The following is a 13,986-nucleotide window of genomic DNA, read 5'->3' as shown; positions in this document are numbered from 1 at the left end:
GTACCGCTGGTGCGTACCGGCCGTGGCACCCGGCCAGGGTTGGCCGAATGCGCCGGGCGCGTAGGGGCCGGTCTGGACGCCCTCCTGTCCGGGAACCGGCTGCCGGTAAGGGTTTTGCCCCGGGTTCTGCCTGCTCTGGTCCCCATCGGGCGTCTGCTGTCCTGGCCACATGGCGCGCAACAATAGGACGGTGGCCGCCGCCCGTCACGCTTCGGGAGCGGGGAGGGCGCGGATTCGGCCACCCTTCCCGCCGGGATCCCGCGACCTACTTCCCGAAGGACAGCAGGGAGTGGTCCACCTTCTTCGGCTCCGGGCTGCGTACGGACCCGTTGAGCAGGAAGACGCGTCCCTCGACCCAGGCCAGCCGGACGCTGGAGGTGGAGAAGACGGATTCGGGCCCCTTGGCGATCTTCGGGCTCTGCAGGAATATCCGGGGCGGGCCTCCGCCCGTCGGGATGACGGCCATCGCCGCGGACAGGCCCTTGTCCGTGTCGACGTAGACGACGACCTTCCCCTCCTCGATGGCCAGCGGGAACATGACGCGGCCGTCGGGGCCCGTCGTGCGCCACTTCACCTGACCGGTGTTGAGGTCGACCGCGATCACCTCGTCGGTCTTCTGGACGTCCAGCGGGTACGTGGCGTCGGGTGTGCCGCCCGCGATGTAGAGGGTGTCCGCGTCGGCCACCGCCGCGTTGCAGTCGTGCAGGTCGCCGCTGCCGTTGCCCCAGCCGTTGCACCGCTTGCCGACCCCGAAGGCGGAATTGGCCTGCGAGCGGACCGCGCCGTCGGCGGCGAAGGCCGTGATGCTCCAGACCTTCTCCTGCTTGTTGTAGGTGCTGACGACGAGCGGGTCCACGGACAGGATCTGGCCGGGGTTCGAGCCCTTCGCGAACCGGTGGCTCCACTTGGCACCGCCGGTCGCCGGGTCGATCTCCTCGATCACCGACTGCCCGTCGGCCGGGTCCTGACCGAAGCAGTCGCGTACGAGCATCAGCCTGGCGGCGCCGCCGCCGACCGTCGCGGGGGCGCAGCCGCTGCTCGGCGTACCGAAGAGTTTGTGCCCGTCGGTGACCGAGAAACCGCTCACGACGGCGGCACGCGCAACCGCGACGGTGTCTCCGGAGATGGCCAGCCGCAACTCCGAAGCCTGGTCGAAGACCTTCTCCCTCGGTATCTCCAGCTTCCAGCCCGCCTGGCCCGTGGCGAGGTCGACCTGCTGGAGGTGGGTGCACTGGGAGGTCGTGCTGTCCTTCTCGCGGACCCCGAAGACGATCTTCCCGTTCGGGCCGGGGCTCTCCGGGACCCCGCACAGCGGCGTGGCGAGGGGAAGCCTCCACTTCTCCTTGCCGTCGGTCGCGGTGTAGGCGGTGACCTCTTTGTACATCGCCTTTATCACGGCGTCCCCCACCCGCCAGGGGCCGTGCTGCGAGGCACCGGAGCCGCCCAGTTCGGTCCGGTTAGACACCAGCCAGACCCGGCCCTCGCCCGGCTGAATCCCGGCGTTGGGGTCAAAGACGAACGGGGGGCCGCCGGGGCCCCGGCCGTCTCCCTGGTCCACGGACGCGGAAGCGGCGGGGGCGGCGGTGTCTCCGGCGTCGCCGGAGCCGTCGCGCAGGAGGACGTACGAGCCACCGCCGAGGGCGAGCAGGGCCGCGAGCAGGGCCGCCACCAGCACGCCGGTCCTTCCCCGCAGGCCGCGGCGGGGCGGGCGCACGAAGTCCGCTGCCTGCACCGGCGGTTGCGCGTACGGATTGCCCGGCGCGGGCCCCGATCCGGGCCGTGGCGTCCGGTAGACCGAGCCGTAGCCCGGCTGGACTGCCTGCGGTTGCCGATCAGGGCCCGGCAGTTCGTCGAAATCGCGACGGGTCATGCGGTCAGTGTGGCTGGCGGGACGGCCGAACCGGGATACTTTTTTAGGCTACTTCCCGTCACCGTGCCCGGTTCCGGCCCTGGTTCCCCGGCGCGTGTCCCCACCAGGTGCGGGCGGGCTCACCGAAGCCGGCAGCGCCTCCCTCGCGCACGCCGCGTTCGGGCTCACCCTGTCAGGCGTGGTTGACGGGGAGGACGTCCGGGGAGAGGGCGCCGGCCTGGGCCGAGGCGCTCGCCATCTGCTTGCGGTGATGGCGGCGACACAGGACCTCGTAGCCGATCTCCTCCGCCGGACGGTTCACGTCGCCGACCACCACCTGGGCGCCCTCGATCACCATCTCCCCGCCCACCGTGCGGGCGTTGTGGGTGGCGCGGGCCCCGCACCAGCACAGGGCCTCTACCTGGAGCTGCTCCAGGCGGTCCGCGAGCTCGATCAGGCGCTGGGAGCCGGGGCTGGAGCGCCAGCGTCTTCCTTCTTGACCATCCACCAACTTTCAGCTCCGTTCCCGCACCGCCAAGGCTTCCTCAGCCCGCAGTGCACCCGCACCGGAACCGACGAGGCAGACCTTCCCGTGGTGCGATTCGTCCAGCACCTCCCGAGGATGCCCGTACCACTCGATCTCCGTGAGTTCGACGGTTCCGTCCGCCGGGGAGGGCAGCTGGTAGCGCATCCCGACGCGTGCGGATCCGTACAGGCTCCGTACCACGCAGACGGCCCGTGAGGTTTCTGCGCTCTCGACCGAGATGATGAGGAGCCGGTGGGCGTCAGCCGCCATACTCATGAGCCCTTCGAACGAATTCCGAGATCTGTTCCGGTGTCAGTTTAGGGACGTCGTATTCCAGCAGGGGGTCCATGTCCGCCTGGTTGATCCGACTGGGGACATGGACGCCCATATCCCTCAGGATGTCGCGGGCAGCCGCGGACGGAATCTCCGCCGACGCACGGGCCGTGACCTCCGCCGGGGACAGACCGACAGGCACCTCCGCCTCCCGCCGGATGTAGCCGTGGTAGGTCTCCACCCCGTCCAGGGAACTGCGCGGGACGACTTGGACGACGGCGTCGCCGAACTCCTGCGCCCGGGTCGCGAACACCGTGGCCACACCGGGATCTGTCGACGTCGGCGTGATGGTCAGCTCCTGGACGCCCGGACTTCCGTCGAATCCGCGTGTGGTGCCCCGGAACAGATGCTCGTCCTCGGGACACGGTGTCAGGCCCAGCGGGTCGGCCCAGGTGTGCGGGTTGTGGACGTAGGCCACGGGGTTGGCTGCCGGGGCGAGACCCAGCGGATCGGGCGAGAGATAGCGCGCCGTCTCCGGGTCGTAGGTCCGCAAGACGTTGTAGTGGAGGCCTGACTCGGGGTCGAAGTACTGCCCGGGGAACCGGAGCGGGGTGTACGCCGTCGCGTCCCGGTTCCAGGTGGTCGTACCCCACACGGTGGCCCGGGTGTGCCAGGCCACCTGCCCGCTCTCGTCGACCAGCTCGGTCGGAGTACCCACCAGGTCCGTGACGATCGAGAAGAACCGGGTGTCGATCTCGGACTGCGAGGAGCCCGTGGTGATGCGCTCCGTCTGGGTCAGCGGGTGCGCGCCCTGGTGGTTCCAGGTCAGCGTGACCGGGTGCGGCAGGTCGGGCGAGATCGTGGTCTGCTCGCACAGCACCGGGCCGTCCCAGGTGAACAGGGTCTCCTCCACCACCTCTCCGGACCCGGCGAGACGCTGTTTGGAGGTGCGACGCCCCAACGGGTCGTACCCGTATTGCCACGTCGTGCCGTCCGGCGTGATCACCGAGGTGAGCCGGTCCTCGCAGTCCCACGTGTACCGCCAGGTGTCGGGCTTGCGGGAAAGGCGGGCCTTCTGCCGGAGGGTGACACGGCCCGCCGCGTCGTACTCGTAGCGAACCGATCCGGCGCGCTGGATACGGGTGCCCTCGTACACCCGGTCCCCCTGGGCCTTGCCGCCGGGGTGTGAGGCCGGCCATGAGGCCGAGGTCTGGTTGCCCGCCTCGTCGTAGGAGTACCGCTCGGTCCAGTTCTCCGCGTCCACCGACGTGACACGGGAAGCCGCATCGAGGGTGATGGCGCTGGGTCCGGTCAGGCTGTCGTCGATCTCCGTGAGAGCACCGTCTGCGCGGTAGGCGTAGCCGCGTCGCCGCAGGCCCCGGCCATCGTGGCCGATCAGCTGCTGCCCCGTGAGGCGGCCCACTTCGTCGAAGGTGCGGGAGAGCGAGGCTCCACCGCCCAGGGAACGTGACAGGGTCCGGCCGGCGGCATCACGTTCGAAGGTGACCGTTCGGCCCGCCGTGGTGAGGCGCGTCCGGCGCCCGGCCGCGTCGTGCGTCCACTCGGTCTGCTCCCCCACGGGGGTGGTCCGCCCCGTCCGACGCCCCACCTCGTCGTGGGTGAACGTCAGCGTGCGGCCGTCGACCGTCTCGGAGATCAGCCGTCCGGCCCGGTCCCGCAACCGTATGACCTCTGCGTCCGGGCCGACGATCCGGGCGGGCCGGCCCGAAACGTCGTACTCGTACGTCGTGACCGCTCCGGCGGCCTCCTTGCGGAGGACCTGGCCCAGTTCGTTGTACGCGTAGGTGATCCGTTCGCCGGTGGCCGTCGTGCGGGCCGTGAGGCGACCCGCCGGATCGTAGGCGTAGCCGGTGCGGCGGGCGTCGAAATCCGTCTCTGCGACCAGGCGGCCCGCCGGATCGTAGCTGTACGACCAGGTCAGGCCCTGCGGGTTGGTGACGTCCGTGAGCCGCAGCCCGGCGTCGTGAGTGAAGCTGTACCGCAGTCCGTCCGGTCCGGTGCGGGCGGTGAGCAGGTCGAAGTCCCCGTACTCGGAGAGGGTCGTGCCGCCCGCGGCGTCGGTGAACCGGACGCAGTTGCCCTCGCCGTCGTACGTCCAGGACTCCGAGCCGCCGTCCGGGGCCGTACGGCGCAGCATTCGGCCCTCCACGCTCCACTCCATGCGGACGGTGTGGCCCAACGGATCCGTCACTGCGGCGGTGCGGCCGAAGGCGTCGTGCTCCCAACGGGTGCGGTTGCCCAGAGGATCGACCGTCTCGACGAGGAGTCCCGCCGCGTTACAGCGGACCGCCGTCATATTGCCCAGTGCGTCGGTCACCGAGGCGATGTGCCCGCGCTCGTCGTAGGCGAAGCGAGTGGTGCTGCCCGAAGGGCCCGTCACCGAGGTGCGGTTTCCCCGCTCGTCGTAGGTCTGCCGCACCACGGTGCCGTCGGAGTTCACGATCCGCACCGGCCGGCCGAGGCTGTTGTACTCCGCCGTCGACCTACGGCCGTCCGGTCCCACCACGGACGTGATCCGGCCTGCCTCGTCGTACGAGAGTCCGGTCCGCCGGCCCAGCGGATCGGTGTGCGACAACAGGCGGTTGAAATGGTCGCGTTCTGTGCGGACCAGCGCACCGGTGGCATCGGTCGCGGCCACCACCTGCGCCCGTTCATTCGTCTCGTACCGCCGGAGGTGACCCAGTGCGTTCGTGGCGCGGGTGAGACCCGGCTCGTACACGTAGCGCACGTTGAGGTGACCGTTGGTGCCCGACTGGGCGATGCAACGGTCGCGGTCGTCGTAGGCGTAATCGAAGTGATGGCCGTTGGTGTCGGTCCAGGAGGTGATTCGGGCCTGATCGTCGTAGCCGAACCGGAGCGGCTTCCCCGAGGAATTGACCACCTCGGTGAGGTGGCCGTCGTCGAAGCCGTAGTCCAGGATCCTGGTGCCGTCGCCCAGGGAGAGCGAGGTGATCCGGCCCTCGGCGGTGGTGACGTGCACCCGGTAGCCGCCGCTGTGGCTGACGGCTGTCGGGCTGCCGTCATCGTCGTACTCGTACGCGATCCAGGCACCGTTTCGGTCGTCGAGCTGAACCAGGACGCCCTCGGCGGCGTAATGCCAGACCCGGCCCGTGTCGGGGTCGGTGACCGTGAACTCGCCCTCGGGCATCCGATCCAGTGGCCAGCGCCGGCCATGGGTGGGCAATACGGGAACGCCCGGGGCGGGGTGCGGGTAGCACAACAGGCTGCCGTCCTCGCCAATCCGGACGACCCCTTCGGCGTCGATCTCCAACCGCTGGTCGAGCGTGCCGGCCCAGGAGGGCCCGAACCAGCGGCCGGCCCGGTACGAGGACTCGAAGGTACGGGTGAGGGCCAGCGGCAGCGAGCCCGGCAGGACCAGGTCGGTCTGTGGCAGAAGCATCCGTCCGGTCGCGACGTCGACCGGGTCGTCGATGCACGTCTTGTCCTTGGGGGCGCGCGAGGAACTGCCGGGGCCGTCCTTGCCGAGTTGGGTGCGGCCGGGCTTCAGGTCATCGGCGTGCCTGGCGACCGTGGCGCCCTTCTTGAGTGCGCCCAGGCCCTTGGAGCCGATGAGTTCCGGGATCATCTTGCCGATGCCCTCGGAGGGGTCCTTCATGAACTCGTCGAGCATCTGCTTGCCCGCACCGAGCGGGTCGTTGGCCGCCGTGACCAGACCCGCGGCCGTCGCATTCAGGTTCGTCACGTACTCGGCCGGGTGCGTCAGGTTGTACGGATCCATCGGGTTCAGCGCCCGCGCGAAGTTCGCGATCCCCGCCGTGCCCTTCATGACACCGCCCGCCAGGTGCGTCTTGGCCAGGTCCATGTAGTCCATGCCGTCGCCGAGCTGCTTCGCGTACGAAGGCTTCGGCGGAGCCGCGTCCCGCGCCGCACGGACCGCCGTACGCACCGTCTCCGCCACGTCGTTGCGCTGCTTGCGGGCACTGGTGAGCTTGTCCTGCGCGGCCGTCGCCAGCGCGATGCCCGGGTCGGCGAAGTCCTCCGACGGGCGCGGCGGCAGCGTGTCCTTCTCCGCCCTCACCGCGTCGTTGTAGGTGTCGACCAGCTTGTTGTGCGCGGTGCGGGCGTCCGTGGAGACCTTCTTCGCATGGTTGTACTCCTCCAGCGCCTCCTTGGCCTGGCCCTGCGCCCACTCCACCGTCTCCGCGAACCGGCCCATCGCGTCGGCGGCCTTCCCGAAGGCTTCGGCCGCCTTGAACCAGCGCGGCGGCTCCTTCGCCACCGACTCACGAAACGAATCCGCCGCCTTGCCCTTGAGCCCGTCCGGCTCCCCCATCCCCTTCAGCCCGTTGCCGACCTTGTCGAACGACGCCTTGAAATCGTTCAGATGGGACACCTGCGCCCGGATCTTCGACACACTGCCGTAGACCAGCTTGTTCGGGTCCTCGGTTTGCCCAAGCTCCAACTCGGCAACATCCGCGCCGAGTTGGTTTGCGGCAGAGCGGCTCTTGTCGCGGATCCAGTCCCCGGCGTCATCCAGACCGACGTGCTCGGCGACGTCGGCCGTCTTGTCACCGGCCCACTCGACCGCGTCGCCGACCTTCTCCGCACCCTTCTCGACGCCGTCCTCGATGACGTCCGGAACGAAATCCCGCCAGCCCATCAGTGACCGCCCCCGTCACGCTTCGCCTGTTCCAACAGGTCCTTCAGCGAACCGATCTTCCCGGTGGAGGTGAGCTGGTCCCCGGTGTCCGACCAGGTCTTCTTCATGTCCTCGGCGCTCTTCTCGAAGGACTCCGGGCTGTAATCGGGCTTGTAGGCGTCCGCGGAAAAGATGTCCCCCCAGCCCTTCTGCTCGATCTCGTCCTCACTCGCGTGCGGATTGCCGAACGCGGCCGCGTTCGCGACCACCTTGAACGAGCCCTGGAGGTACTGCTCCTCCTCCCACACCGTCCCCGCCGCGATCCCCAACGACTGGGCGAGGGTGCTCGCGTTCTGCACCAGACTCCGCACGCCCCACTCCCAGCGCTCGCAGAAGTCCTCGAAGTCCGTGGCCAGACCCGCGTGCCCGGCCTCCATCCCCGTCATCGCCAGGTTCTCGAACCCCGCACCCATCGAGGCGCCGGCCGCATCCCCCGATTCCCGCAGCTCCCCGACCGCCGCCCGCAGCCCGTCCTGAATGTTCTTGACCGCCGCCGGCGAAACCTCTAGATCCCCGTCGCCCGCCATCAGGCGACCTCCCCGGGACCGGCCAGGTCAACGGCGTTCGCGTCCGGAACGATCCCCACCACCGGCGGGAAGAACATCGACCCGTCGCCGTCCGCCACGTTCACGACCACACCCGCCGGACCCTCCGCCAGCGGAACCACCGCATCCACCAGCCGCGCACCCAGCACCGAGAGGAACTCCCACTCCCGGCCGGACTCCGCCTCACCACGCGCCTGCGCGAACCGGGCGAGGGCCTCCTCGTCCGTGAACGCGTAGATCCAGCGAATGCCGCCGGACACCGCCGACATCAGACCGCCGTCAGGGCCCTCGGCCAGCGGAACCAGCAGCGCAGCGCGCCGGAACTCCCCCACCAGACGTCCGGGATCACCCATCCCGTCCCGTATCGCCGCGATCTCTACGGTCAGCTCCATCGGCTGCATCCCCTCCAGTGGCGGTCAGCGTCCTGGAACAACACGCTATCGGGGACTCCAGCGGTTCCCACAGGCCCCCTGAGAACGCCCCGTCAGGCGTGGTTGACCGGCAGTACGTCCGGGGAGAGGGCGCCGGCCTGGGACGCGGCGCTCGTCATCAGCTTGCGGTGATGGCGGCGACACAGGACCTCGTAGCCGATCTCCTCCGCCGGACGGTTCACGTCACCGACCACCACCTGGGCGCCCTCGACGACCATGGCGCCGCCCACCGTGCGGGCGTTGTGGGTGGCGCGGGCCCCGCACCAGCACAGGGCCTCCACCTGGAGCTGCTCCAGGCGGTCGGCCAGTTCGATCAGGCGCTGCGAGCCCGGGAAGAGCTTCGTGCGGAAGTCCGTCGTGATGCCGAAGGCGAAGACGTCCATGTCGAGGTCGTCCACGATGCGGGCCAAACGGTGGAGTGGGCGCAGCAGCAGGCGCAGCAGGCCATCGACCTCTACGAGGTGGCGGTCAAGGCCGCCAAGGACGCCCACGAGGCGTACGCCACGAAGGTCGACACCTACAGAACCGAGGCCCGCCGACAGCGCAACGAGGCCGCGCAAACCGCGGCCAAGGTGCTGGCGGTGGCAGTGACGCATGCCCCGAAGGAGCCGTCGGCGACGGACCGGGCGCTGGCCGGGGTCACCGACTCGTACGGCAGCACGGCGGTGGAGCTCAACCACTTCGTCGGCGGCGTGGTCAAGGGGACGGCCGGCCTGCTCGACTTCGCCCGTGGTCTGAACCCGATGGACCCGTACAACCTGACCCACCCTTCCGAGTACCAGCAGAACCTCAACATGACCCTGGCCGGCCTCGTCTCCACGGCAGCGCATCCGGAGCGGATTCCCGGTGCTCTGATCGACAGCTTCAAGGATGATCCGTCCGAGGGCCTGGGCCGCCTCGTGCCCGAACTCATCGGCACCAAGGGCATCGGCAGCGCCCGAGCAGGGGTGCGACTGGCCGAGGCGGCGGCCGTGAAGCCCTCGGCCTGGTCGCACCTGGCGCAGCCGGTCAAGGGCGTCACGGAGCGCGGTTCGATCCACGCCGACTCGGTCAGCCCGAAGCAGGCTCAGAAGTTCATCGACGATCAGTACCCGTGGCTCAAGGACATGAACAACACCGGCGCACCCGGCTATCAGTACAACTGCACGAACAACGTGCCGACTCTCGACAAAAGGCTGGACGGAGTCGAGGTATCAGCCGCACCGAAGACCGGACCGGGTGACATCCCGTACAAGGAGCTCGGGGTGACTCCGGATGCGAAGAAGGTCGTACAGAGCTACGACGACATCATCAAGGACCTGGAACAACGCGGGCCAGATTCTCGCAGCGTCGTCGCCATTTCCCGCCATGGCGGGATGGGCCACGTCTTCAACGCTGTGAACACTCCTCACGGAGTGGTCTTCCTGGATGGCCAAACCGGAACGCTGGCCAGGTTGGAGACATTCAACGTCAGCGAAATCGCTCATGTCCCCTATCGCTAGCACCGTCAGGAACCAGAGATGCTCACGTTGAACGAGGCCGTGGAAGCGGCACGCCCCTACCTTGCACAGGCATTCGCCCACGAGCCCTGGGCAGTCGTCGTACAGCCACAACTGAGCGAGGAGCACGACCTGGCCTGGATCATCAGGTACGACACGCAGCAGAGCGTCGACACCCCCGGTGGAGCGGCCGGCCCTCTCACGAGGATGGTCCTGGTCCCCAAGGACGGCTCTCCGGTGCGCTTTCCCCCCTCCCACCTCCCCCTGGACGAGTATTTCGCCTACGTTCGGCACGGCGGCTGGGACACCGGCGGCCTGGCGAGGACAGTGCGTGCCGAGCCGTGGCAGATGGCCCTGCAATGGCTGCTCACCACCTACCGCGGCCTGGTCGAACTGGCGAGCATCGAACCGGTGGCCGAGGATGCCGGCACGTGGCTGTTCGCGTGTCAGGCGATCGAGCAGCCCGGATATCCACGGACCCCGATGCTGGCCGCTTCCGTGGTGGTGCCCAAGGACCTTGGGGTGCCGTTCCATCCGGCGGCCGATGATCCTTGGGGTGATGCTGCGGAATACACGCAGAACCAGGTGGAGCGCGATCCCGAGAGGCAGGCGCTGAGACTCAATTCACGTGGCTGCGTGGTCACGGTGGCCGCTGCGATCGCGGGCTGGCCGTCGTCCCCGCTGCCATGGCAGCCGGCTCACGAGGCACCGGGGTGGTGGCAGCTCCTGCTACGGCGCTACTTCCCAACGGCGGAGCAGCTGCGGTGCGCCGACTGGGACGAGGTGATCGCGCAGGCCGAGAAGTCCGGACCCGGCACGCAGGGCGTGGTGTGGGTGCGGCGGGCGATCCGCGGGACCGAGGTCAGCGGCCACCTCGTGTACGCGCACAACAACAACGGAACCGTGGTGTTCCTGGATGGGATGACCGGGGGTCTGGCTCGCCTGGACACGGTCGGACTGCGTGAGCTGGTCTTCGCCCGGGTGAAGACCAGAGTTCCTCGGACCGCTGGTGACCTCGCGGCAGCCCGGATCAAGGGCGAGGAGTGGCTCAGGTCCACGTACACCGATCCCGTCGAGCTGGTATTGCCCGACGCCGGAGACGAGACGGCCCGCGGGTGGCTGTTCGCCTGCCAGACCACGGCCGCCCTGCGCAGCGGGGACTGGCGCCACGCGATGCTCGATGCCGCCGTGGTGGTTCCGAAGGGGTCCGAGGAGCCGTTCCTGCTGCCCAACTCCGACCCCTGGGGGTTCCTCGACGCCTGGAACCGGGGCGAGGCGATGGGTCCGACACCCGCCTCCGGGGACGCCGACTGGTTCGCCCCGACGATGGCGAAGCTGGGCCCGGTCCTGGAGGTCAGTGAATTCTCGACCATCTCCGAGTCCGTACGGGCCCTCGCCGCACTACCGGTCGGCGGACGGGCGCTCGTGTGGGTACGGCGCCAGGACGAACGCGGGCGCGAATCCACCGGGCTGCTCCTCACAGGGCTACACACGCACGCCGGACATGTGGGCCTCATCGACGGATCGGCCAATGAGCTGCGAAGCCTGGACACGTTCGGGGAATCCGGCGTGCGCGTGATCCGCTATCGCTGACGCCGGCAAGTGCGCGCCCTGCGTACCGGGCTGGGAGGACCTGGGGACGGAACCGCAGTCTCTCAGGCGTGGTTGACGGGGAGGACGTCCGGGGAGAGGGCGCCGGCGCGGGCCGCGGCGCTGGTCATGCGGCGCAGGTGGTGGCGGCGGCAGAGGACCTCGTAGCCGATCTCCCCGGCCGGGCGGTTCACGTCGCCGACGACCACCTGGGCGCCTTCGACCACCATCTCGCCGTCCACCGTGCGGGCGTTGTGCGTGGCGCGGGCGCCGCACCAGCACAGGGCCTCGACCTGGAGCTGCTCCAGGCGGTCCGCGAGCTCGATCAGGCGCTGGGAGCCGGGGAAGAGCTTGGTGCGGAAGTCCGTGGTGATGCCGAAGGCGAAGACGTCCAGACCGAGGTCGTCCACGATGCGCGCCAGCTGGTCGATCTGGTCGGGGGCCAGGAACTGGGCCTCGTCCACGATCACGTAGTCCACCCTGCCGCCCGCCGAGAGCTGGGCCACCAGGTACGCGTACAGGTCCATGCCCTCCGGCGCCTCCACCGCCTCCGTCACCAGGCCGAGACGGGACGAGAGCTTGCCCTCGCCCGCGCGGTCGTCACGGGTGAAGATCACGCCCTGCAGGCCCCGCGCGTCACGGTTGTGGGCGATCTGGAGCGCCAGCGTGCTCTTTCCGCAGTCCATCGTTCCGGAGAAGAACACCAGCTCGGGCATGGGGAGTACAGGGCCTTTCGAGGGAAGGGGCGGGAGGGGGGCGGCGGGAGCCTCAGGTGCGGATTTCGAGCAGCGGGACGAGCTGCTCGGCCGGGGTCATCGAGCCGTGCATGCCCGCGAGGGCCGACTCGTTGGGCTCGGCGCGCGAGGCGGTGATCGCCACGTCGGCCTGGGCGGCGGCGATGACGTCGCCGATGCGGCCGAGGACCCGCTCGTCGCATTCGCCCGGTGCTCCGAACCAGCCCAGCTCCAGGGCTTCCGCGCGGCTCGCCACCCAGAAGCGGTCGCCGAGCACCTCGCGCCAGACGGTCAGGACGTCGGCCTCGGCGCCCGGTACGGCGTACACGTGCCGGGCCCGGCCCTCGCCGCCCAGCAGGGCCACGCCCGCGCCGAGTTCCCAGTCGTCGTCGTAGTCGATGCGGGAGTCCTCGTCGAAGGGGACGTCCACCATGCCGTGGTCGGCGGTCACGTACAGCGCGGTGCGCGGCGGCAGCTGCTCGGCCAGGCGCTGGACGAGGCGGTCCACGTACATGAGCTGGCCGCGCCAGGCGTCGGAGTCGACCCCGTGCCGGTGGCCGGCCCCGTCGAGCTCGCTGTAGTACGTGTACACGAGCGAGCGGTCGCCGGCCGCGAGCCGCTCGGCCGCGAGGTCCATGCGCTCCTCGCCGGTCATCCGGCCGAGGAAGGTGCCGCCGCTCAGCGCGACCTTCGTGAGCGGGGTGGTCTGGAAGGCGGGCGAGGACACCTGCGCCGTGGCCACCCCGGCCGCGTCCGCCTGCTGGAAGACGGTCGGGTACGGCTGCCAGGGCTTGGGCGATGTCCACGGATGCCAGCGGAGCTGGTTCATCAGTTCGCCGGTGGCGGGATTGCGCACGGTGTAGCCGGGCAGGCCGTGCCGCGCGGGCGGCAGGCCGGTGCCGACGGAGGCCAGCGAGGTGGCGGTGGTCGCCGGGAAGCCCGCGGTGATCGGACGGCCGGTGCCGCCGCGCGAGCTGGAGAGCAGGGAGGTGAGGTACGGGGCCTCGTCCGGGTGGGCCTTGATCTGCTCCCAGCCCATGCCGTCGACGAGGAACACGCAGTTCCGGTCGGCCGGGCTCAGCTCGGCGATCGAGGCCTCGAAGCCGGGTACGCCCTGGCCGGCCACGAGGGTGGGCAGCAGGTCGGCGAGCGAGCCGGTGCCGTAGTGCGGCACCGGGGCCCCGGCCAGGTCCAGCAGCTCGGGCTCGTCCTGCCAGCTCTGCGCGGCGGAGTACGACGCCATCAGCGGGCGGGGGTGGCGGAGGTGGCCGCGGTCGCTTCGCTGAGTGCCTGCGCGAAGACCAGGGTCTGGCGGACCGCCTCGGGGCCGTCGCCGGCCTCGCTGACGCGCAGGCTGAGGTCGTCGGCGGTGGAGTTGCCGGTGTAGCCGTGGTCGGCGTCGCAGTTGGCGTCGCCGCAGGCGGCGGGCTCCAGGTCGATGCGCGAGACCGCGCCCCAGCCGATGGTCAGGACGACCTCGCGGGGCAGGGTGCCCGGGGTGTAGGACTCCGGGTTGGCGACGACGCGGCTGAGCACCACGGAGGAGATGCTGGCCAGCTTGACCGACTCGGTGGAGGTGGTCGCGTACGGCGACGGGGAACCGGCGTCGGCGGCCTGCTCGTCGGTGTGGCTGACGATGAAGCGGTTGCCGGTCAGGACCAGCACGGTGACGTGCCGGCGCACCTCGTTGGAGTCGAAGGTCGTCTCCTGGTGGACCAGGTACGACGAAATCGGCTCGCCGCCCACCGCGGCCTCCACGGCCTCGGCCACGAGGGCCGGGTAGTAGCCGCTGCGCTCGATCGCCGTGCGCAGCCCCTGGGTCGTCGTACCGGATTTCGCCATGAGGTCCATCCTAAGGCCCGTACGGGGCACCCCGGCC

Annotated in this window: 10 protein-coding genes and 2 pseudogenes; 2 read left to right on the top strand and 10 right to left on the bottom strand. The window is 70.0% G+C overall.

Going from position 1 to position 13,986, the window contains the following annotated elements; genetic code table 11:
• Positions 1 to 265: 265 nt before the first annotated feature.
• From ACFWNV_RS00415 to ACFWNV_RS00385, 7 genes and pseudogenes are all read right to left on the bottom strand, one after another.
• Entirely contained in the window at positions 266 to 1,870 is a 1,605-nt protein-coding gene (locus ACFWNV_RS00415) for a PQQ-binding-like beta-propeller repeat protein (protein ID WP_383938109.1), read from the bottom strand.
• A gap of 172 nt (positions 1,871 to 2,042) precedes the next feature.
• A pseudogene (locus tag ACFWNV_RS00410) lies at positions 2,043 to 2,336 on the bottom strand (thymidine kinase); the annotation flags it as partial.
• Between the two features lie 27 nt (positions 2,337 to 2,363).
• Positions 2,364 to 2,651 carry a hypothetical protein gene (locus tag ACFWNV_RS00405; RefSeq protein WP_327304152.1) on the bottom strand — a complete coding sequence of 96 codons (288 nt, stop codon included), beginning with the start codon at positions 2,649 to 2,651 and terminating at the stop codon, positions 2,364 to 2,366.
• The gene (locus tag ACFWNV_RS00400; protein ID WP_383938106.1) at positions 2,635 to 7,290 is read right to left on the bottom strand and encodes a putative T7SS-secreted protein; all 4,656 of its coding nucleotides are present in this window, start codon (positions 7,288 to 7,290) and stop codon (positions 2,635 to 2,637) included. The genes ACFWNV_RS00405 and ACFWNV_RS00400 overlap by 17 nt, the downstream gene beginning before the upstream one ends.
• A complete protein-coding gene (locus ACFWNV_RS00395) occupies positions 7,290 to 7,856 on the bottom strand; it encodes a hypothetical protein (protein WP_383938103.1) in 567 nt (188 codons plus the stop codon). The genes ACFWNV_RS00400 and ACFWNV_RS00395 overlap by 1 nt, the downstream gene beginning before the upstream one ends.
• On the bottom strand, positions 7,856 to 8,266 hold the full coding sequence (locus tag ACFWNV_RS00390) for a hypothetical protein (protein ID WP_383938100.1): 411 nt from the start codon (positions 8,264 to 8,266) through the stop codon (positions 7,856 to 7,858). Before ACFWNV_RS00390 ends, ACFWNV_RS00395 begins: the two co-directional genes overlap by 1 nt.
• A gap of 92 nt (positions 8,267 to 8,358) precedes the next feature.
• Positions 8,359 to 8,871: pseudogene (locus tag ACFWNV_RS00385) on the bottom strand (thymidine kinase); the annotation flags it as partial.
• Between ACFWNV_RS00385 and ACFWNV_RS00380 the strand changes: the two are divergent.
• Together ACFWNV_RS00380 and ACFWNV_RS00375 are read left to right on the top strand one after the other, a co-directional pair.
• Entirely contained in the window at positions 8,767 to 9,786 is a 1,020-nt protein-coding gene (locus ACFWNV_RS00380) for a toxin glutamine deamidase domain-containing protein (RefSeq protein ID WP_383938096.1), read from the top strand. The pseudogene ACFWNV_RS00385 and the gene ACFWNV_RS00380 sit on opposite strands and share 105 nt — an antisense overlap.
• A gap of 27 nt (positions 9,787 to 9,813) precedes the next feature.
• Entirely contained in the window at positions 9,814 to 11,376 is a 1,563-nt protein-coding gene (locus ACFWNV_RS00375) for a YrhB domain-containing protein (RefSeq protein ID WP_383938088.1), read from the top strand.
• Positions 11,377 to 11,438: 62 nt separating this feature from the next.
• On the opposite strand, the gene ACFWNV_RS00370 is transcribed toward ACFWNV_RS00375, so the two are convergent.
• From ACFWNV_RS00370 to ACFWNV_RS00360, 3 genes are read right to left on the bottom strand one after another with little or no spacing between them, the layout of a single operon-like run.
• Entirely contained in the window at positions 11,439 to 12,089 is a 651-nt protein-coding gene (locus tag ACFWNV_RS00370) for a thymidine kinase (RefSeq protein ID WP_383938085.1), read from the bottom strand.
• Between the two features lie 52 nt (positions 12,090 to 12,141).
• Positions 12,142 to 13,350 carry an alkaline phosphatase family protein gene (locus tag ACFWNV_RS00365; protein ID WP_383938082.1) on the bottom strand — a complete coding sequence of 403 codons (1,209 nt, stop codon included), beginning with the start codon at positions 13,348 to 13,350 and terminating at the stop codon, positions 12,142 to 12,144.
• Positions 13,350 to 13,958 carry a DUF5998 family protein gene (locus tag ACFWNV_RS00360; RefSeq protein WP_383938079.1) on the bottom strand — a complete coding sequence of 203 codons (609 nt, stop codon included), beginning with the start codon at positions 13,956 to 13,958 and terminating at the stop codon, positions 13,350 to 13,352. The genes ACFWNV_RS00365 and ACFWNV_RS00360 overlap by 1 nt, the downstream gene beginning before the upstream one ends.
• Positions 13,959 to 13,986 lie beyond the last annotated feature (28 nt).

The organism is Streptomyces sp. NPDC058401, from assembly GCF_042722885.1.
Classification (GTDB): Bacteria; Actinomycetota; Actinomycetes; order Streptomycetales; family Streptomycetaceae; genus Streptomyces.
The sequence above is the reverse complement of the archived record's forward strand: the minus strand, read 5'-3'. Positions and strand labels throughout refer to the sequence as shown.